Consider the following 20,076-nt stretch of genomic DNA (forward strand, 5'->3'; position numbering starts at 1 on the left):
AGGTGAACGCCCGCGCGTGCGCCGCCGTGCGCGCCGGTGCTGATGAGACGGCAGGTTCCCGGGCCACGCCCCACGGTTTCGTCCGGGAACCTGCCGCGGCCCGTACAAGGTCCTCAATTCTTCGCGTCCCGTCGCACATGACTGCCAGACGGAGGGGCCGACACCCCGCCCCCCACCCCACCATGAGGAGCTACTCCCGTGAACTCCCCGAAGACCCGTGTGGCCCTGGTGGCCTCCACGGCACTGCTGGTCGCCTCCGGCGCAGCGCCGAGCGCCACCGCCGCCCCTGCGCCCGGGCACGGTCGCACCTCCGTGGCACTCGCCTGGTACGACACCACAGCTGACACGATCGCTACGGCTGCCTCATCACTCCCTCCGGTAACCAACAGCCGTACGTGGGCGATCAGTTGGATCGCGGCGGCGCGGGCCTTGCAACACGTGCCGTCCGGGGTCGACCGCAGGGACTACCAGGACGCGGCGCTGGCCGCCGCGGTGCACCGCACCCTGGTCGAGCTGGTGCCCACCCGTGCCCCGGAGCTGGATGCCGCCCTGCAGCAGACCCTGGATCAGACCCCCGACGGTCCGGCCGAGACCTTGGGCGTCGCAGCCGGCGAACGCCAGGCGCTGGAGGTCCTGCACGACCGCGAGGGAGACGGCCTCGATGCGGCTTCGGTGAACGCCCCCTTCACCGTGCCGCCGGCCGCGCCGGGCGTCTGGCGACCCACCCCGCCCGCGTTCGCCCCCGCCATCCAGAACGGCAGCCGGTTCGCCCGGCCCTTCCTACTGAAAAGCGCCGACCAGTTCCGACTGCACGCGCCTCCCGCTCTGACGTCCAAGCGGTACCGGACCGACCTGAAGGAGGTTCGTGACTTCGGAGAGCTGAACAGCACCGCACGCACCGCGCGGCAGACCGACACGGCCAACTTCTGGTTCGACTCCTCGCTTGCCCTGTGGACCAAACCCATTCGCGTCGCGCTCGCCGCCACCTCCCACCAGCCGCTGCTCAAGCAGGCCGAACTCGTCGCCCTGACCAACGCCACGCTGGTGGACACCCAGATCGCCACCTCCGACAGCAAGTACACCTACCCGCTGTGGCGCCCCGTCACCGCGATCCGAACCGGCGTCGGCGAGATCCCTGCCGACCCGTCATGGACCCCGCTGCACACCACCCCGGCGCATCCGGACTACCCCAGCGGCCACAACACCTACGCAGGCGCGACGGAAACCGTTCTCACCGCCCTCGTAGGACCGCGCACGACCCCGTTCACCCTGACCAGCGTCACCGCACCAGGCGTCGTCCGCACCTACACCGCATGGCACCAGCTCACGCTGGAGAACATGGACGCGCGGGTCTGGCTGGGCATCCACACCCGACTCGCGGACGAGGCCGGGGTCACACTGGGTACCGATGTCGCCAAGTACAGCCTGAACCACGCCCAGTCGCTGTTCCAGGAGCACTGAATCGGCCGGGCGAACACCGCCTCGGCCGTGCGCAAGCCCCTGCTACGCGGCCGCGGTCCGCGCGGACGGCTGCACGAGGCCGATCCCGTCATGGTGATGCAGCGTGCAGACACTCACGCCGGCCAGCTCGGCCACACGTCCCACGGTCAGATGCTCTTCCACGCTCCCCGACCATGCGGCATGACGCCACGTGAGGGTCAAGCGGCCCCGAAGGGCTCGGCGGTGGACGCCGTCATGCGGCGTCCACCGTCGAGCCCTGTCATGTGCGCCGCTTCGCCCGTCCCCACGGGGCGGCACCCTCAGGAGCCGCCTCCGCTCGGGGCGGGCTCCCGCTTGTCACGCGGCCTCCGGATGAAACCCCCGGAGGTCGCGTGCCGGTCAAACGGTCGGGGCAGGCTCGGGCTCCAGCACCTTGATCGGGGGTCGATGCAGGCCCCTGCGGTCGTAGAAGCGGGTCATGCCGAAGCCGAACAGCAGCGCTACCACGAAGCCCACGCCGATCATGGCCCAGCCACGGCCGAGCCCGGCCTCGGCCTGTGCCCCGAAGTAGAGGATGGACCTGACACCGTCGACCACCTGCCGGAAGGGCTCGAACTCGGCGAGGAAACGGTAGAAGTCCGGAAGTGCCTCCAACGGGATCGTGGCGCCCGCCGACGGAATGGCAAAGCCGACCAGCACCAGCATGGACACCAGCTGGCCGGGCATCCCGAAGACCGCGAGCAGAGCCAGCGCGGTGATGCCCATCGCGGTGGTGGCACAGGCCCCGTAGATCCACAGGAGCGCCAGGTGCGAGGCGTCGATGCCGACGATACCCACGGCCGCCACCAGTGCCAGGGCGGACGTCACCAGCGACAGGCCGGCCATGAGCCCGCACCCGACGGCGAAGTGACGCGTACGGCTGATGTGCTCCGCGGACTTCACACGGCGGAAGGGGCCGTAGTCGCTGGCCGCGTACCCCAGCATGGCGTCCAACTGGGTGTGGATCACATTGGCGCCCAGCATGCCGCCCAGGACGAGCACCAGGGTGTAGAAGAACGCGCTCAGCCCGAGTCCGCTGTGGGTGCCGATCTCATGGCCCTCCTGGACCGTCAACGTGATCGGGTCGGCGAGCAGCAGCCGCTCGGCCGTGCTCGGCTGCTCGGCCTTCACCGCATGGCCCGCCTTCGGCTTCGCGTGCCCGCTCGGCTCGGCCTTCGCCGCATGGGCTGCCTGCAGCTTCGCCTGCCGGCTCAGCTGCTTGCCCAGCTCGGTGGAGGTGGTGTGAGCCACCTCCCGGTTGATCTCGGAGGCCATGGAGGAGCCGAAGCTTCCCGAGGCGGGGTTGGTCAGCACCTGCAGGGTGGGGCGCTTCGGGTCCTGCTGGTGGGGGGCGGCCAGCGCGGCCACGGATGCCGAGAAGTTCTCGGGGATCACCAGGGCGCCGTACGCCTTGTCCTTCCCCAGCATCTCCTCGGCCTCGCTCCGGCTGACCTGCTTCCAGGCGACCTTGCCCTTCAGGTCCGGGGAGTGGGCGATCTTCGGGGTGATCTGATCACCCAGGTTGATCTGCTTCCCGCCCATGTTCATGCCCTTGTCGGCGTTCACCAGCGCGATCGGCAGATCGTGCATGGAGCCGGTCGGGTTGTTGTTCGCACCCAGGTACAGGAGCGAGAGCACGAAGGACAGCAGGCCGAGGATCAGCGCGGACGGGATCCACAGGCTCCGCCGGCGCAGCACCTTTCTTCCGGGTGCTTGACGACGATGCATCGGCTCAGACATGGCGCCTCCCCTCGAAAAGGGGCGCCATAGAGGCACTTTCATGACAAATGACTCTTGTATGACATGAGACCGGCAAATCTGCTCCAGATGCGATGTCGCGCCGCGGTGCGCGTAAGACGTGCGGCAGAAGACGGTCCAGCCCTCGGGCCAGTGAGCCCAGGCTGGATATCTTCACTATCCAACGACTAGATACTCACACTATCCAGTCCCGGCTGTCGAACTGTGAGGCGGCGATACTGGTCACAGCACGGAAAACGAGGGAGCGCATGAGGATCTCGGAACTGAGCCGACAGTCGGGGGTGCCGGTCGCGAGCATCAAGTACTACCTGCGGGAGGGGCTGATGCCCGCGGGCCGCGCGATGGGGGCCACCCTGGCGGAATACGGCGAGGAGCACGTTCAGCGCCTGCGGCTGATCCGGGCGCTGACAACGCTGGGCGGGTTGTCCATCGCCACTGCCCGTGAGGTGCTCGCCGAGATCGACCAGCGACATGATCCGCGCGACATGCTCGGCGTCATCCACTACGCCCTGCGCACCCCGGCCGATACCACCGGGGCGACCGGCGCCGAGGAGCTGACGGAGCGCGTCGACAGCCTCGTGGAGGCCATGGAGTGGGACGTATCGGAAGCCTCGCCCCACCGCCTCGCGCTGGCCGCGAGCCTGCGAGAGCTCAGCCGCCTCGGAGTGGACTTCGGCGTGGACGACCTCCTTCCGTACGCCAGGCTGGCCGCCGCCGTGGCGCGGCTGGACCTCGACCAGCTCGACGGCATCGAGGACCGGATGGCGCTCGCCGAGCGGGCCGCGATTCTCACCCTGCTCCTCGAACCGGTCCTCGCCCTGCTTCGGCGGCTCGCCCAGGAGGGCGAGTCACGTCGCCGAACAGCGGAGGCCGCCGCACCCCCCACCGCGCAGCCCGGAGCCTGAGCCCTCCCGCACCGGGGCGCCGTTGGATGGCTGCGGGCCCAGCCCGCAAGCACGCGCCTCATATCCACGCATGCGACTGATGCCCGGAATGTGATACATGCGGCATGTGTGGCAATGTGGCACATGAGCAGAGCTTCTTTGCTGAACCCTCGACTGGGAGGGTCCAGACAGGCGAGAGGAGTGCATCATGATCGCCAAGCTGCTCGGCAAGCTGTCCTTCACCCGCCACTACGGTGCGTACGGGGAACACGACTGGGGTGCGTAGGGCGACGACTGCGTCTGACCGCACTGCCGGCGGGAGCCCCCGGGCGCCCGCCGGCCCCGGCCACGCTGCCGACGATATCGGCCTGGACAGGTACGTGAGTCAGGGGCGATCTCATGGGCCGAATGAATGAGCCGCCGCGATTGCCTGAAGGCAGCTTCGCGGCCTGGAGCCGCGACCGGCTGGCACTGGCGCGCCGTGGCGCTGACGAGTGCGGGGACGTCTGGCAGCTGGAGCCGGGTGTCTACGTAGCCGCTGCGGCCGGGCCGTGTGAAGAAGTCCTGCACCGGGCGCAGGACTTCCCCAAGGTGCCCTCGCCTCTCTTCCCGCCGTTGAAGCGGTCGAGCGGAGCACGGACGCCCGAGGAGCGTGTGCACGCTCACGCCGCCCGCATGCGCGGACTACGCCCGCAGGCGGTTGCAGCCCGGATCGGTGAGATAGCGCCCGGGACCGCTCGATTTGTTGACCAGTGGCCCACGGGCCAGGACGTCGAGATTCTGCCCCCGGTCCGGCACGCCCTGGCAGAGATCGGCGTGCGCTACCTCTTCTCCGAAGACGCTCCCACCCTGCTGCCCTTTGCCTCACAGCTCTTCCTGGCCCGGGAGGTGCTCGTACGCCCCTCGCGCTGGGTATGGCCGCGTTGGGTCCCCACACCGGCACGGCGGTTCCGCACACGGCAGCAAGTCGCCTTCACCAACGCTTTGCGGCCCATCGTCCGCCGGCGCCGTTCATCGGGCCGGCTCGATGACGACGTGCTGGGAGAGATGCTCCGGCCCTCCTCCCACTACGGCCTCCTGCCGGAAGAGGCCATCCTCGACACTCTCCCCGGAATCACCATCGCCACCTTCGAGACACCTTCCCGGGCAGCCGGATGGATCCTGCTCCACCTGGCCCGGCACCCCCAGGCAGCGGACCGCGTCGCGGCCGAAGCCGCCTTGCTGCCCGCGGACCCGGCCGCGACGACCGGCACCCACCTCGACTGCCTGCGATACACCCAGGCACTGGTACGCGAAGTGCTCCGGCTGTATCCCCCGAGCTGGCTCCTGACCCGGCACACCACGCGACAGACTCAGCTCGCCGGCTACACCATCGACGCCGGGTCCACCGTTCTCGTCTGCCCCTACACCGCCCACCGCGACGCACGGGAACACTCCGAGCCGGAACAGTTCCAGCCCGAGCGCTGGCTCGATGATTCGGGCTCGCCGACGAAGCCCGGGGTCTTCCTCCCCTTCGGTACCGGGAAGCATGGCTGCGAGGGAGCCGCTCTGGCCATGGCGATGCTGACGCTCCTGACTGCGCAGACCGCCCGCTGCTACCACGTGAGCGAGCCGCCCGGACCGGAACCCAGCTACCAGCTCACCACCCTCGAAGGTCTCACACCTGTCGGCTTGCGTCTGCGTGCCACCTTGCGCAGCTGAGGGCAGCCCTGCTTTCAGTGACAGGACGCCTCCACCCGCGAACAGCGAACGTTGATCACGTTCAAGTGCCGTTCCGCACACGCACCTTCGGCGCCGGTCAGGCGAACCAGACCGAGCTGTGCCGATGGTTCGCCGGTGTCCTGCCGATCTTCGTGGGCCCGGAACGCCTGGCACGGCACCTCGCTGCGTTGTCTTCAGTCGCCCACGTACGTCCAGCACGAGGACGATCCTCCGCCTTGCGATGCACCGCACCGGACGCCCCGGGCTGATCCACGAAGATCGACAGGACAGGACCTAGGCCAGGGGCGGTCGGCAGAGACAGCGTCCCGCACTCTAGACATCCGATCTGTCGTCCGGTGAAATGGCCTCGCCCTCGGCATACGCCGATGCATTCCCCCCACTCCTCCATTAAAGAACCGATCAATGGGCCAGGAGATCTCTCGTGACCAATGAACCCCATCCGCAGAGACGAAGCATCCTCAAGTTCGGCGGTGCCCTCGCCCTCACGCCGCTGATCACTCAGCTGGCCGGGGGAATCCCTGTGGGGCAGGCCGTTGCCGCCGGGGTCGCCGCGTCGGCGTCCGTCCAGTGGCCGACCCTGTCGCGCAAGGCGCTGAAGTATGCGATCCCCGCCGTGGACTGGCAGTCGCAGGCCCTGCCGATCGGCAACGGCCGGCTGGGCGCCATGCTCTTCGCCAACCCCTCCGAGGAGCGTATCCAGTTCAACGAGCAGAGCCTCTGGGGTGGCGTCAACAACTACGACAACGCCCTCGCGGGCCAGCCGGACGGCGCTTTCGACACCGGCATGACCGGCTTCGGCTCGTACCGGAACTTCGGCAATGTCGCCGTCACCTTCGGTCGCCGTGTGAAGATCACGGCCCCGGGGGGACCGTACCGGACCTCCTCGACAGAGGGCGTCGACAAGACGTACGACGGTAACTCGAGCACCAAGTGGTGCATCGAGGCGCCCGGCTCGAAGGTGCAGTGGCAGGTCGAGCTTCCTGAACCCGTCGAGGTCGCGTCCTACCGTCTGACGAGTGCCAACGACGTGCCGCAACGCGACCCGCAGGAGTGGACGTTCTCCGGTTCCTCCGACGGCTCCACCTGGACCAGGCTGGACAGCCGCACTCTGGCGACGCCCTTCGAGAGCCGTTTCCAGACGAAGGAGTTCACCTGTGCCGACACCGCGGCCTACCGCTTCTACCGGTTCGACTTCGTTCCCCAAGCAGGAGTCAGCCACTTCCAGTTGAGCGAGATCGGTCTGTCCGGCGTCGACCTCGGCGGGGGCAGCTCGATGTACCTGTCGTCGCCCAGCGGGCACTCCGAGGGATCCGGTTCCGGAACCGGGTCCCGGGCCACGGACATCTCGAGTTCGGTGGACCGCGATCCGGCCACGGTCTGGCGGGTCGACGCCGTCGCGCCGGCGGTCGTCTGGCAGGCCGACCTGTCCACCACGACCGGCGTCACCTCGTACTCGCTGAGGGCGGCCCCGGACCGTCCGCAGGACGACCCCCGGCGATGGGCACTTGAGGCGTCGCAGGACGGGCAAGCCTGGGTGACCCTCGACACGCAGAACCCCGGCGCGCCGTTTGCCGGCCGTGGCGAGACCCGGACCTTCCGGATCACCAACAGCACGGCCTACCGCACCTACCGGCTCACGTTCACCCCCGGAGAGTCGTCCACCGGCTTCCAGATCGGGGAGGTCGTGCTGGAAGGCAAGGGGTTCGACACGCGCATGCAGTCCACGTTCGTCGACTACCAGCGCGCCCTGAACTTCTTCGAGGGTGTCCATGTCACCCGTTTCGGCGCGCCGGGGCGACGCGTCCTGCGGGAGGCCTTCGCCAGCCGGTCCGCGGACGTCATGGTCTTCCGGTACACGTCGGAAAGCGACCGGGGACTCTCCGGAGCGATCTCGCTGACGTCCGGACAGGATCAGGCCCCGACGACCGTCGACGCCGACGCCCGACGGATCGCCTTCAGCGGTGTCATGGGCAACGGCCTCAAGCACGCGTGCACCGTGCAAGTCGTACACACCGACGGCGACTTCAGGGCCAACGAGTCGGAGCTCCGGTTCAGCGGCTGCACGACCCTGACCCTGCTCCTCGACGCCCGCACCGACTACAAGCTCGACGCCGCCGCCGGGTGGCGCGGAGCCGATCCGGAGGCGGCCGTCGCCGCGGCGCTCGGCAAGGCGGCCGCCCGGTCCTACGACGAGATGCGCGACGAGCACACCGCCGAGATACGCGCCCTCATGAACCGCGTCTCCGTCGCCTGGGGCACCTCCGACGACGCCGTCGTCGCCCTGCCGACCAACGCCCGGCTGGCGCGCTACGCGGCGGGCGGGGAGGACCCGACCCTTGAGCAGACGATGTTCGATTTCAGCCGATACCTGCTGATCGGTTCCTCGCGCCCGAAGGGTCTGCCCGCCAACCTCCAGGGTCTGTGGAACGACAGCAACTCGCCGGCGTGGGCCTCCGACTACCACACCAACATCAATGTCCAGATGAACTACTGGGGAGCCGAGACGACGAACCTGCCGGAGTGCCACGAGGCACTCGTCGGGTTCATCAAGCAGGTGGCGGTGCCCAGCCGCGTGGCGACCCGCAACGCCTTCGGCAAGGACACCCGCGGCTGGACCGCCCGCACCAGCCAGAGCATCTTCGGCGGCAACGCATGGGAGTGGAACACCGTCGCGAGCGCCTGGTACGCGCAGCATCTGTACGAGCACTGGGCGTTCACCCAGGACCTGGTCTACCTCCGCACCATCGCCTACCCGATGATCAAGGAGATCTGCGAGTTCTGGGAGGACCGTCTCAAGGAGCGCGAGGACGGACTCCTCGTCTCGCCGGACGGCTGGTCCCCCGAGCACGGGCCGCGCGAAGACGGCGTCATGTACGACCAGCAGATCATCTGGGACCTGTTCCAGAACTACCTCGACTGCGAGGCGGCGCTCGAGGCGGATGCCGGCTACCGGGCCAAGGTCGTGGACATGCAGGCGCGCCTCGCGCCGAACAAGATCGGCAAGTGGGGTCAGCTGCAGGAGTGGCAGAAGGACATCGACGACCCCAACGACATCCACCGCCACACCTCGCACCTCTTCGCGGTCTACCCGGGCCGCCAAATCACCCCGAAGACGGCCCGCTTCGCGGCCGCCGCCCTCGTCTCGCTCAAGGCACGGTGCGGCGAGAAGGAAGGTGTTCCGTTCACGGCCGGGACGGTGTCGGGCGACAGTCGTCGCTCGTGGACCTGGCCCTGGCGGGCGGCCCTCTTCGCCCGCCTCGGTGACGGGCACCGCGCCCAGATCATGCTGCGCGGACTGCTGACCTACAACACGCTGCCCAACATGTTCTGCAACCACCCGCCCTTCCAGATGGACGGCAACTTCGGCATCTCGGGCGCCGTGGCGGAGATGCTCCTGCAGAGCCACGACGGCGTCATCCACCTGCTGCCCGCCCTGCCGGACGCATGGAAGGCCAAGGGTTCCTTCACCGGGCTCCGCGCCCGCGGCGGCTACGAGGTCAGCTGTGAGTGGCGCGACGGGAAGGTCACGTCCTACAGGATCGTGGCGGACCGGGCGCGGAACCAGGGGAACGTCACCGTGCGGGTGAACGGCGTCGACACGAAGGTGAAGCCGATCAAGCCCTGACGCCGGCCGTCCGCCGGCCGAAGCAGCGCGGCACGGGTCGTCGGCACAGCCGGTCTCATCACCGGCTGTGCCGACCGGTATCAGAACACGCCACCTCCAGGGCAGTTGCCGGGCAACGGCAACAGGAGCGCGGTGGTCGGCGGGGAAAGCCCGGCCGACTCCCGTCGGAGCCGTGACTGCTTCACTGTCCTTCCTCGACCAACCCTTCGTGAACTTCCGGGACTTCGAGTTCGCGAAACCTCACCCGACGGCGGACGCCGTCCGAAGCCGCCCTCAGCAGCGTTCGAAGCAGTGCGACTGCCCGATGACCGAGAAGCCGCGGCGCTCGTACCAATGGCGTGGCCAGTCGTCCGCGTTTGCGAGCAGGAACCGCGTACCGCAGCCCGCGTCGGTGGCCATGCGCAGGGCCGTGGTCAGGACCGCGTCGGCGTGACCGCGGCCGAGGTGGGTCTCGGAGGTCAACAGGTCCTCGATCTGGGCGATGCCGGCTGCCGGGTCCAGATAGAGATCCGCCCACGAGGCGATCTCACCTTCGTCCGTGCGGGCCGCTATGAAGTGCACGGCGTCGGCGCCACGACGGCGGGTCTCGCGGCGGTCGACGAGGTGGCGTACGACCGCGTCGTCGGCGTCCGGGAGGAAGCCGCGCCAGCGCCGGGTGAGCGGCTCACGGATCGCGTCGAGGTCCACCTCCTCCGCGTGACCGCCGGCCGGCACCGGGCCCGTGTGTGCCATGACCAGCTCGATGGTGTGGGTGTATCCGGCGCGGATCAGCGGCTCCGCACACGCCTTCCCCGTCTCGTCGTCGAGGACGAAGACCAGTCGGAACGGCAGATGCCCCAACGCCTCGTCCGCGATGCCGGGCAGCGCCTCGGGGGCGACAGGCCCGTCGATGACGACCTGGTTGTTCGCGTGCGAGTGCGCGAAGGCGTCGTCGAGGGCGGCGAATCCGCCCGGGAGACCGATGGTCTGCGCGGCCTGACGGCGGGCGAAGGCCGAGAGGAAGGCGTTGATTCGTTGCAGTTCTGGGCGTGGCATGGGGCGAGCCTAGGAGGCCGCGGACCGTGGGCGCCTTCGCATTTCCGACCTCACCTCGGGGGATCCAGGACCTCGTACGGGCTCACCAAGTGGGAGGTCCGACGACGTGATCCACATGGGCGTCGGCAAACCGATTCAGCAGCCCACTTCTGAGTGACTGAACCTCTTCTTTCCCTCACAGGCACAGGTCAGCAGAGCACGCTGGTGCGGTACGCGTTCCCCCCGCACCGCCCAAGGAGTGCCCTTCATGCGTCTTCGTACCACCGTGGCTGCCACCCTCGGCGCACTCGCACTCATCGTGACTCTGCCGACCTCGGCCGACGCGGGCTCCGGAGACTTCCTCTACCGGTTCACCGGGCTCGACGGCACCCCGCAGTACACCGGCCTGACCGACCCGGCGAGCCGGGAGTGCATCACGCTGCCCGAGGTGGCCGACCCTGGCTCGTCGAACCCCGCCAACTCTCCCCGGAACTACACCGACTCCACCGCCACCGTCTTCACCGGCCCCGACTGCGAGGGCGTCTTCTTCACCCTTCGGCCCTTCGGCGGTCACGCCTCCGAGCGGCTGAAGCTCCGTTCTGTCGTGTTCAGCTGATCCTGATTCCGACACTGATCGTCCGATCACGTTCCCGGTTCCGGACGCCCCGGCCCGAGTCGCCTCGCGCTCGCGCCGGGGCGGCGTACGCCGACGTGGTGTCGGAGTACGCCGCCCTGGAGCGGGACGAGTTGCTGCCCCCTACTTCGGGTCGCGGTTGAACACCGACTTGGACCAGACGTAGCCGAGCACGGCCAGCCCCAGGCACCAGACCACGGCCAGCCACCCGTTGTTGCCGATCTCGGTGCCGAGCAGCAGCCCGCGCAGGGTCTCGATGGCCGGGGTGAACGGCTGGTACTCGGCGATCGGCTGGAACCAGCCGGGCATGGCGTCGACCGGGACGAAGGTGCTGGAGATGAGCGGCAGGAAGATCAGCGGCATCGCGTTGTTGCTGGCGGCTTCGGCGTTCGGGCTGATCAGGCCCATGCCGACCGCGATCCAGGTGAGCGCCGTGGCGAAGAGCACGAGCAGTCCGAACGCTGCGAGCCACTCCAGGGCGGTGGCGTCCGTGGACCTGAAGCCGATGGCCACGGCGACGGCGCCGACGAGGACCACGCTGATGATGGACTGCAGGACGCTGCCGACGACGTGTCCGATGAGCACGGAGCCGCGGTGGATCGCCATGGTGCGGAAGCGGGCGATGATGCCCTCGGTCATGTCGTTGGAGACGGAGACCGCGGTGCTGATCGTGGTGCTGCCGATGGTCATCAGCAGGAGGCCCGGCACGAGATACGCGATGTACTCGGAGCGGTCGGCGCCGCCGCCGCCGATGCCCGCGCTCATGGTGTCACCGAAGATGTAGACGAAGAGCAGCAGCAGCATGATCGGCGTGAGCAGCAGGTTCAGGGTGAGGGACGGGTAGCGCCGCGCGTGCAGGAGGTTGCGGCGCAGCATCGTCGACGAGTCGCGGACGGCGAGGGAGAGGGAGCTCATCGGACATCCTCCGTGGTCTTGCTGAGCTGGGCTGGCACGTTGCTGCTGGTCAGAGCGAAGAACACATCGTCGAGGTCGGGGGTGTGCACGGTCAGTTCGTCCGCCTCGATGCCGGCCGAGTCCAGCCAGTCGAGGATGGAGCGCAGCTCGCGCTGGCTGCCGTCGCTCGGGATCTGCAACGACAGTGCCGCGTCGTCCCGGGTGGCGTCGCGCAGGGCGGAGGCGGCCGACTGGTACGCCGCCGGATCGGAGAACCGGATCCGGACGTGCCCGCCGGGGATCAGCCGCTTCAGCTCGTCGGCGCTCCCCTCGGCGACGATCTTGCCGCCGTTCAGTACCGCGATGCGGTCGGCGAGTTCGTCGGCCTCCTCCAGGTACTGGGTGGTGAGGAAGACGGTGACGCCGCCGGAGACGAGCTCGCGGATGATCTGCCACATGTTGTGGCGGGCGCGCGGGTCCAGGCCGGTGGTCGGCTCGTCGAGGAAGATGATCCGCGGGTCGCCGACCAGGGTCATGGCGATGTCGAGGCGTCGCTTCATCCCGCCGGAGTAGGTGGAGGCGGGCTTCTTTGCGGCCTCGGTGAGGTCGAACCGCTCCAGCAGCTCGGCGGCGACCCGCCGTCCCTCGCGCTTGGACAGGTGGTGCAGGTCCGCCATGAGGAGCATGTTCTCCTCGCCGGTGATCAGCCCGTCGACGGCGGAGAACTGCCCGGTGACGCCGATCGCGGCCCGCACGGCCTGCGGGTCGGTGGCAAGGTCGTGGCCCGCCACCTGGGCCAGGCCGCCGTCGGCCGCGATGAGCGTGGACAGGATCTTCACGGCGGTGGTCTTGCCGGCGCCGTTCGGGCCGAGCAGCGCGAACACGGTCCCGGCCGGGACGACGAGGTCGATGCCGTCGAGGACGGTCTTGTCGCCGTACGACTTGCGCAGATCGGCGGTGGCGATGGCGACGGGCGGCTGCTGGCCGTTGCCCTGGCTGGATGTGGGCATGACAGAAGAAGGCATGGAGCCCTCCCATTCGAAGGCGTGGTGAGTGGTGAAGTGGCCTTGACTGTACGGAGATGGGGCGGGTCAGGCCCGGGCGCGGCGGATGTCGATGTTGCCGTAGCGGGTGCGGGCCTCGACCTCGACGGTCTCCTCGGCCTTGTCCGGGCTCTCGGACGCGGCGAGCGCGTTGCGCACCTGCCCGTTGCCCGAGCTGGCGTCGAGCCAGGCGGCCGTGCCCTCGCGGACGCCGACATCGATGGCGCCGTAGGAGGTCTCCAACTGGACGGTGCCACGGGCCACATCGCCCACGCGCAGGGTGCCGTGCGCGGTGGTCGCGGTGACGGAGCTCTCGGCTCGCTGGATGTCGATGTCACCGTTGGCTCCGCTCACCCGCAGCTCGCCGATCGCGGCGCCGACGGTCGTGGAGCCGTGCGAGTTCTTCAGGACGGCCGAGCCGTCCACGACACCGACGCGCAGGCTGCCGGAACTGGTGGTGATCTCGGCCAGGCCCTCGACCCGGTCCACAGTGATCGAGCCGTGCGACGCGGTCAGCTGCAGCGGGCCCGTCGCATCCAGGCGGACGTCACCCGACGACGTCTTCACGCGGACCTCGCCGAGCCGGCCCTCGCCGAGCACCTGGGTCCAGGAACCGGTCGTGTCGACGCGCGAGCCGGTGGGCAGTTCGACCGTCACGTCGACGCTGCCGGTGGGCCCGACGAGGTAGCGCCCCTTGGGTGTCCTGATGGTCAGCACGCCGCTCGCGTAGGTGACCTCGGTCTGCTCGGCGACCCGCACGTCCTTGTCCTTCTTCGGGTCGCGGGGCCGCACCTCGACGACTGTGTCGAGGCGGTCGCTCGCGGAGAACTGGATGGAACCGGCGGCCACGTTGGCGGTGACCGAGATCGGCTGGGGAGTGTCGAAAGAAGGCATGGCTGTCCCGTCCTCTTGGGTCTTCGTGGCGTCCCTGCTGGTGGGACGTGGTGTGGGTGAAGTGGGGGCGGGCGGGGCGCGGCTAGCGCACCCAGCCCGTGAAGCTCTGTCCGACGGTGCGGGTGGTGCGGGTCTTCTCCGTCGTACGTGACTGGGTGCCGCCGTCGACCGCGGCCGACACGGCTCGCACCAGCCACGCGTTGACCGACAGCCCCTCGCGGCTCGCGGCCTCCTCGGCGCGCGCCTTCAGGTGAGCGGGCAGGCGCAGATTGACGCGGGCGGTGCCGCCTTCGTCGCCGTCGGCGGGTGCCGGGGCCGGGGCCTTGAGCGGCTCGGCGGGCCCGCTCCTGTCCTCGTACGCCTCATCGCCCGCCGGCCGCGTCACCACGAAGTCGGGGTCGAGCCCGCGCAGTCGTACGTCGACCGACCCGGGGGCGAGTTCACGGGTGATCTCGTCCATCGCAGCGGAGAGCACATTGAGCATCGTCAGGCGGGTCGCCGACTCCAGGGGAGCGGTGAGCCGCTCGGCCAGCTCGCGGGCTTCTTCGCCGCCGGCTTCGGCGGCCACCGCGAGTTCGCGGCGGAGGTTGTCGACATAGGGCGTGAGGTCCATGACGTCATAGTGGCACCACTATGGCGCCATGCGCAAGCCCGTAAGGGGAGCGATGATCGGCCGGTATTCATCCGTCGGCTCTGACCTGCGGAAACGCGTCGACATCGAGTTGCATCAATGCGGCACCACGTGGAGCCTTGACCTCCCTGGTGCATCTAGTGGCACCACGTGATGCCACTAGGCGCCAGGCCTGACGCCACACGCGCCCAGGACCGAGACCCCGTGCCGCAGCGGGCGAAAGGCGTCATGTCCGAGCCGATGCGAGACCGGCCATGCAGGCCAGGGTCCGGCTGACCGGATGCCGCCGTCATACGGCTTTCCGATGCTCCACCCCGGCAGCTTCGGGCATTCCGTCCGGCGCATGGGCCGGCGACAGGAGCGCCGACGGCGGCGGTGCACTCCGCGCACGTAGTTCGTCCGGCCCGTCCGGGTGCCCGTCGCGTCCCACGCGCCGGCGACCACGCACACCGCACCCGCGGATCGTGCCGCCCTCAGCCCGTGATCAGAGTCTGGAGCGCGGGCGCGTACAGGTCCGCAAGGTGTTCGGGGGTGGCCAGTGCACCCGCGCCCTCGCGGTGCAGGCTCAGGGTGGCACCGAGGCCGAGGAGGTGACCGGCGATCAGTTCGGCGCGCAGGGCGCGCTCGTGGCCGGGGAGGCGGGCGGTCAGCGCCTCGGTGACCTGTTCGTGGAAGCGGTCGCGCAGCAGCGAGCGTTCGTCCTGGTTGCCGAGGGAGAACACGACGCGCAGGAGCGGGTCCGTCTGCTGTTCGCGGCGGCGGCGCACGAGCGTGATCACCATGTGGCGGCCGAGCTCGCCCAGCGGGGCGTCGAAGAGCTCCTCGGCGGCCGGGCCGAAGTCGGCGACCGTGTTGAAGAGTTCTTCCTTGCGGCCGAAGTGCTTGACCACCAGGGAGGGGCTGACTCCCGCGTCGGCGGCGATCTTGCGGATGGTCACATCCGCGTACGGGCGCTGGGTGAACGCCCGCCGGGCCGCCCGCAGAATCGCGTCCCGGCCCGTGCCGGGGTCTATGGGGGCCGGAGCCGGAGCGGTGGCCTGGCTGCCGGTCATGCGCCCTCCTCGATCGTGATCGTCCGCGCACCGCCCTTGCGGTCGTCGCGGCTCTCTCCGACCGTACCCGCCCCGGCCGTACGCCTGCCGGGCAGGAACAGTGTCACCGCCAGCGCGAGCAGCGCCGCGCCCGCCGCGATCAGGAAGACCAGCTGATACGCGTGGAGCGTCGGAGCCGTCCGGCCGCCCACCCGGAACGTGAGGTTGGCCAGGACGGCGGCCACCGTCGCGCTGCAGAACGCCTGCCCGATCGATCTCATCAGCGTGTTGAGACCGTTGGCCGCGCCCGTCTCGCCCGGCGGGACCCCGCGCATCACCAGCGCGGGCAGCGCCGAGTACGCGATGGCCGTGCCCGACGAGACGACCGTCGCGCCGGCGATGATCAGCCACAGGCTGTGGCTGGTGAAGTACCGCACCACGTAGCCGACGGCGATGATCCCGGCCGCCAGCGTCAGACTGGCCTTCGGCCCGTACGCCGCGGAGATCCGTGCCGAGACCGGCGAGAGCGCCACCATCGACACGCCGCCCGGCAGCAGGCACAGTCCGCTGACGACGAGCGAGGCGCCGAGCCCGTAGCCGGTCGCCTTCGGCTCCTGCACCATCTGCGCGGTGACCAGCGAGTTCGCGTAGAAGGCGAAGCCGATCAGCAGAGCCGCGACGTTGGTCAGCAGGACGGCCGGGCGGGCCGAGACCCGCAGGTCGACCATGGGCGTCGTCACGCGGAGCTCGTACGCGCCCCAGAGCAGCGCCACCACGACGGCGGCGACGAGCAGTCCGACCGTGCGGGTCGACGTCCAGCCCCAGTCGGCGCCCTGTGTCACCGCGAGCAGCAGACAGACCAGGGCGGCGGACAGCCCGAGCGCGCCGACGGCGTCGAAACGGCCGCGCGAGCGCAACGGGGACTCGGGTACGCAGCAGAGCACCAGCACGATGTCGATGAGGCCGATCACCCCCGACACCCAGAACATGGTGTGCCAGTCGAAGTGCTCGACGACGAGCGCGGCGACCGGCAGCCCGACGGCCGCACCGATGCCCAGCGTCGAACTCATCAGGGCGACCGCGGAGAGGACACGCTCGGGCGGGAGTTCGTCGCGCAGGATGCTGATGCCCAGCGGTACGACGGCGAGCGCGGCGCCCTGGAGGGCACGGCCGGTGATCAGTACGCCGATGTGGGAGCTGACCGCGCACAGCACCGAACCAATGACCAGCACCGCGAGCGAGGCGACGAGCACCCGCCGCTTGCCGTACATGTCGCCGACCCGGCCCAGCACGGGCGTGAAGACGGCGCCGGTGAGAAGAGTGACGGTGACCAGCCAGCTCGCGGCGGCCGGGGTCGCGCCGGTGAGGGCCGGGATGTGTGGCAGAAGCGGGACGACGATCGTCTGCATGATCGCGACCACGACCCCGCAGAAGGCGAGGACGCCCACGGCGAAACGGGGGTGGTGCGGGGTCGGGGTCCGGGCGGCTGCCCCGTCGGGGGCAGATGTGTCCGCGGGCATGCGATCTCCGTGGGGTGCTCGGCGGTGGCGGTGGGCGCCAGGGGTGCACAGACGTTCACCTCCTAGGGTAAACGCTTGTGCACCCCCTGGGGAGCCGGGTGTCCGCCAACCGCGTTAGCCTCGAAAGCCACAGCAAGAGCCACGACACGAGAAGGCGAAGGTGGCGGCGATGGCAAAGGTTCCTACAGCGGCAGTGGCGGCGAGCGGACTCGTCGGCGGGTACGCGGTCGCGCGGTGGACCAAGAAGCGGCCGCTCGGCGGGGTCGCGCTCGCCGCAGCGGGCACGGTCGCCGCGTACGAGTGGAACCGGCAGGCCGGACCGCGTGCGGCCACCGCACTGACCACGGCGTACGTCGCCGCGTTCGCCGGATCGCACCCGCTGGCCAAGAAGCTCGGCGCCTGGCCCGCCGTCTTCACCGTGGCGGGCACGGTCGCCGCCGCGTCGTGGGCGGTCACCCGCCGCGCTGCCTGAGCGCGCTCCCTCGAATGCGCGCCGGACCCCCGGCCCTGAACCGGTGGGTCCGGTCACCGCGGGTGCCTCTGCTCACACCCCGCGTCGCCGCGCCTGGTGACTACGCGCCGAACGCCTGCGACACCGTGTAGATCAGCAGGCCCGCCAGGGCGCCCACCACCGTGCCGTTGATCCGGATGAACTGCAGGTCACGGCCGATGTGTGCCTCGATCTTCTTCGACGTCTGGTCCGCGTCCCAGCTCGCGACCGTGTCACTGATCAGCGAGGTGATCTCCCTGCGGTACCTCGTGACGACATACACCGCCGCGTCCTCCAGCCAGCCCTCCAGCTTCGCCTGCATCCGCCCGTCCGTCGCCAGCCGCGCACCGAACGTCAACAGTGAGGCGCGCGCCCGCAGCCGCAGCTCGCTCTGCTCGTCCTCCGCCGCCGCGATGATCATCATGCGTACCGAAGCCCAGGCCGACGAGATGACGTCCTGGACCTCGGCGCGCCCCAGGATCTCCGTCTTCAGCCGCTCCACCCGCGCCCGGGTGTCCGAATCGGTCTGGAGGTCGGCCGCGAAGTCCGTCAGGAACGTGTCGATCGAGGCGCGCGCCGGATGCCCCGGCATGTCCCGCATCTCCGTCACGAAACGCAGCAGCTCCTTGTAGACCCGCTCCCCCACCCGCTTGTCGACGAACCGCGGCGTCCACCCCGGCGCCCCGCCCTGCACCGCGTCCATCACGGAGTCGGCGTGCAGCACCAGCCAGTCGTGCGCCCGCAGACAGATCAGGTCCACGACCCGGCGGTGGCCGCCATCGGCGACGATCTTCTCCAGCATCTTCCCGAGGCCGGGGCCGACCTCCGCCGCGTTCGCCCGCCGGGTGATCGCCTCACTCACCACGGCCTGCACGTCCGAGTCGCGCAGGACCGTCAGCGCGCCGCGCAGCGCGGTCGCCAGCTCGGCGGTGACCCGGTCGGCGTGGGCCGGCTCCGCCAGCCAGGCCCCGAGCCGACCGCCGATGCCCAGCGCCTGGATCCGGCCGCGCACCACATCGCCCGCCAGGAAATTCTCCCCGACGAAGGAACCCAGAGAGGCCCCGAGCTGATCCTTCTTGGTGGGGATGATGGCGGTGTGCGGGATCGGCAGGCCGAGCGGACGCTTGAACAGCGCCGTAACGGCGAACCAGTCGGCCAGCGCACCCACCATCCCCGCCTCGGCGGCCGCGGCGACGAAGCCCGGCCAGCCGCCCACGCCCGCGTTCTTCGCCCAGGTGGCGAGGACATACACGAGCGCGACGAGCAGAAGGAGGCCGGTGGCCGTGGTCTTCATACGGCGCACACCACGCCGCTTCTCCTCGTCCGCGGCCGTGTACGCGAAGGAGGCGAGAGGGGCGGGGCGTGCGGGAGCGGAGGCTGCGGTGCCGGAGCTCCCGTCCGCGCCGCCACGTGCCTGCGCGCGCTCGACCGGTCCGCCGCCCGGCTCGCCCGACCTGGTCCGTTCGATCCGTTCCATCCGCTCCACCCGTCCGCGTCCGCGTACGCATCGCCCCCGGCGCCCCGTACGCATTGTCCCTACCTGACGTACTCCCGGGCCGCATGCCGAGTTCCCGGCACTGTGCCCCATCATGAGCCCAGCCCCCATCACCACGAGGAGACACCCCACCCATGCCCAGGCGCCAGGGAACCGCCCTGCTCATCGCCCTCGTGGCGGGCACCGCCGCGCTTGCCGCCTTCACGGCGTACGCCGGGTCCGCGCTGTTCTCCGGTGCCGGGTCGCAACGGGTCGGCGCGCAACCGGCGGCCCGTCCGTCCGCCGCGCCCGCCCACTCCACCGGCGTCTGGGTCACCACCTGGGCCGGGGCGCCCGTAGCCGGGGTGGCGGACCCGTACCCCGGACACAACCTCCCCCGGCGCACCATCCGTAACGTCGTCCACACCAGCATCGGCGGCGACGCGGCCCGCATCACCCTCTCCAACCTCTTCGGTACGCGTCCCCTGCTCGTCGACCGGGCCACGGTGAACACCCGTCCCGTCTCCTTCCGCGGCGCCCCCTCCGTCACCGTCCCCGCAGGCGGACAGGTCGTCAGCGACCCGGTCGTCGTCCCCGTCGACGCCTACTCCGATCTCGTGGTCACCCTCCGCACGCCCACCGCCGAGGGACTGAAGGCCATGACGGAACGCGCCCACGCGCGCGGGCTGCGGGTCGTCGGGGCAACCCTGATGCCGTACGAGGGGTATCCCAGCTGGACACCCGCGCAGGACGCCGTACGGATGCGGGTCAACGAGCTGATCCGGGCGGGCGGCGTCTTCGACGAGGTCGTCGACTTCGACCGGGCGGCGCGCGACCCGTACCGCCCCGGCCGGCTCCGCCCGGCGTACGACTGCGGCGACCATCTGCATCTCGACGACGCCGGATATCTGCAGCTGGGCCAGCAGGTGGACCTGCGGAGCCTGCATCAGGAGGCTCCGGCGTCCGACCAGCTCTGAGAGCCT

Annotated in this window: 16 protein-coding genes; 7 read left to right on the forward strand and 9 right to left on the reverse strand. The window is 70.0% G+C overall.

What is annotated here, in order from left to right:
* Window positions 1-198 precede the first annotated feature (198 nt).
* Entirely contained in the window at window positions 199-1,461 is a 1,263-nt protein-coding gene (locus tag AB0N06_RS18125; protein ID WP_366135676.1) for a vanadium-dependent haloperoxidase, read from the forward strand.
* Between the two features lie 378 nt (window positions 1,462-1,839).
* Here AB0N06_RS18125 and AB0N06_RS18130 read toward each other — a convergent pair whose 3' ends face one another.
* Entirely contained in the window at window positions 1,840-3,219 is a 1,380-nt protein-coding gene (locus tag AB0N06_RS18130) for a YhgE/Pip family protein (protein ID WP_366135677.1), read from the reverse strand.
* 266 nt (window positions 3,220-3,485) lie between these two features.
* On the opposite strand from AB0N06_RS18130, the gene AB0N06_RS18135 reads away from it, so the two are divergent.
* From AB0N06_RS18135 to AB0N06_RS18145, 3 genes are all read left to right on the forward strand, one after another.
* Window positions 3,486-4,142 (forward strand): MerR family transcriptional regulator, encoded by a 657-nt coding sequence (locus tag AB0N06_RS18135; RefSeq protein WP_366135678.1) that lies wholly within the window; start codon window positions 3,486-3,488, stop codon window positions 4,140-4,142.
* A 405-nt stretch (window positions 4,143-4,547) separates the two neighbouring features.
* The gene (locus AB0N06_RS18140) at window positions 4,548-5,822 is read left to right on the forward strand and encodes a cytochrome P450 (protein WP_366135679.1); all 1,275 of its coding nucleotides are present in this window, start codon (window positions 4,548-4,550) and stop codon (window positions 5,820-5,822) included.
* Window positions 5,823-6,264: 442 nt separating this feature from the next.
* On the forward strand, window positions 6,265-9,468 hold the full coding sequence (locus AB0N06_RS18145) for a glycoside hydrolase N-terminal domain-containing protein (RefSeq protein ID WP_366135680.1): 3,204 nt from the start codon (window positions 6,265-6,267) through the stop codon (window positions 9,466-9,468).
* 273 nt (window positions 9,469-9,741) lie between these two features.
* Here AB0N06_RS18145 and AB0N06_RS18150 read toward each other — a convergent pair whose 3' ends face one another.
* Window positions 9,742-10,503: a GNAT family N-acetyltransferase gene (locus AB0N06_RS18150; RefSeq protein ID WP_366135681.1), complete on the reverse strand. Its 762-nt coding sequence runs from the start codon at window positions 10,501-10,503 to the stop codon at window positions 9,742-9,744.
* Window positions 10,504-10,750: 247 nt separating this feature from the next.
* Here AB0N06_RS18150 and AB0N06_RS18155 point away from each other — a divergent pair, with 247 nt between their 5' ends.
* Window positions 10,751-11,098, forward strand: coding sequence for a hypothetical protein (locus AB0N06_RS18155; RefSeq protein ID WP_366135682.1), 348 nt, complete (start codon window positions 10,751-10,753; stop codon window positions 11,096-11,098).
* Between the two features lie 141 nt (window positions 11,099-11,239).
* Here AB0N06_RS18155 and AB0N06_RS18160 read toward each other — a convergent pair whose 3' ends face one another.
* From AB0N06_RS18160 to AB0N06_RS18185, 6 genes are all read right to left on the reverse strand, one after another.
* On the reverse strand, window positions 11,240-12,031 hold the full coding sequence (locus AB0N06_RS18160; RefSeq protein ID WP_366135683.1) for an ABC transporter permease: 792 nt from the start codon (window positions 12,029-12,031) through the stop codon (window positions 11,240-11,242).
* Window positions 12,028-13,035 carry an ATP-binding cassette domain-containing protein gene (locus AB0N06_RS18165; RefSeq protein WP_366135684.1) on the reverse strand — a complete coding sequence of 336 codons (1,008 nt, stop codon included), beginning with the start codon at window positions 13,033-13,035 and terminating at the stop codon, window positions 12,028-12,030. The genes AB0N06_RS18160 and AB0N06_RS18165 overlap by 4 nt, the downstream gene beginning before the upstream one ends.
* A gap of 66 nt (window positions 13,036-13,101) precedes the next feature.
* The gene (locus AB0N06_RS18170; protein WP_366135685.1) at window positions 13,102-13,947 is read right to left on the reverse strand and encodes a DUF4097 family beta strand repeat-containing protein; all 846 of its coding nucleotides are present in this window, start codon (window positions 13,945-13,947) and stop codon (window positions 13,102-13,104) included.
* A gap of 82 nt (window positions 13,948-14,029) precedes the next feature.
* Window positions 14,030-14,560 carry a hypothetical protein gene (locus tag AB0N06_RS18175; protein ID WP_366135686.1) on the reverse strand — a complete coding sequence of 177 codons (531 nt, stop codon included), beginning with the start codon at window positions 14,558-14,560 and terminating at the stop codon, window positions 14,030-14,032.
* A 491-nt stretch (window positions 14,561-15,051) separates the two neighbouring features.
* Window positions 15,052-15,630, reverse strand: coding sequence for a TetR family transcriptional regulator (locus AB0N06_RS18180; protein WP_366135687.1), 579 nt, complete (start codon window positions 15,628-15,630; stop codon window positions 15,052-15,054).
* Window positions 15,627-17,129 (reverse strand): MFS transporter, encoded by a 1,503-nt coding sequence (locus AB0N06_RS18185; protein WP_366135688.1) that lies wholly within the window; start codon window positions 17,127-17,129, stop codon window positions 15,627-15,629. The genes AB0N06_RS18180 and AB0N06_RS18185 overlap by 4 nt, the downstream gene beginning before the upstream one ends.
* Before the next feature lie 169 nt (window positions 17,130-17,298).
* Here AB0N06_RS18185 and AB0N06_RS18190 point away from each other — a divergent pair, with 169 nt between their 5' ends.
* Window positions 17,299-17,601 carry a hypothetical protein gene (locus AB0N06_RS18190; RefSeq protein WP_266985198.1) on the forward strand — a complete coding sequence of 101 codons (303 nt, stop codon included), beginning with the start codon at window positions 17,299-17,301 and terminating at the stop codon, window positions 17,599-17,601.
* Window positions 17,602-17,701: 100 nt separating this feature from the next.
* Here the strand turns inward: AB0N06_RS18190 and AB0N06_RS18195 are convergent, their stop codons facing one another.
* Complete coding sequence (locus AB0N06_RS18195) at window positions 17,702-19,096, reverse strand: DUF445 domain-containing protein (RefSeq protein ID WP_366135689.1); 1,395 nt, start codon at window positions 19,094-19,096, stop codon at window positions 17,702-17,704.
* A 152-nt stretch (window positions 19,097-19,248) separates the two neighbouring features.
* Between AB0N06_RS18195 and AB0N06_RS18200 the strand changes: the two genes are divergently transcribed.
* A complete protein-coding gene (locus AB0N06_RS18200; protein WP_366135690.1) occupies window positions 19,249-20,070 on the forward strand; it encodes a hypothetical protein in 822 nt (273 codons plus the stop codon).
* Window positions 20,071-20,076: the final 6 nt, after the last annotated feature.

Source organism: Streptomyces sp. NPDC051020 (genome assembly GCF_040683105.1).
GTDB lineage: Bacteria > Actinomycetota > Actinomycetes > Streptomycetales > Streptomycetaceae > Streptomyces.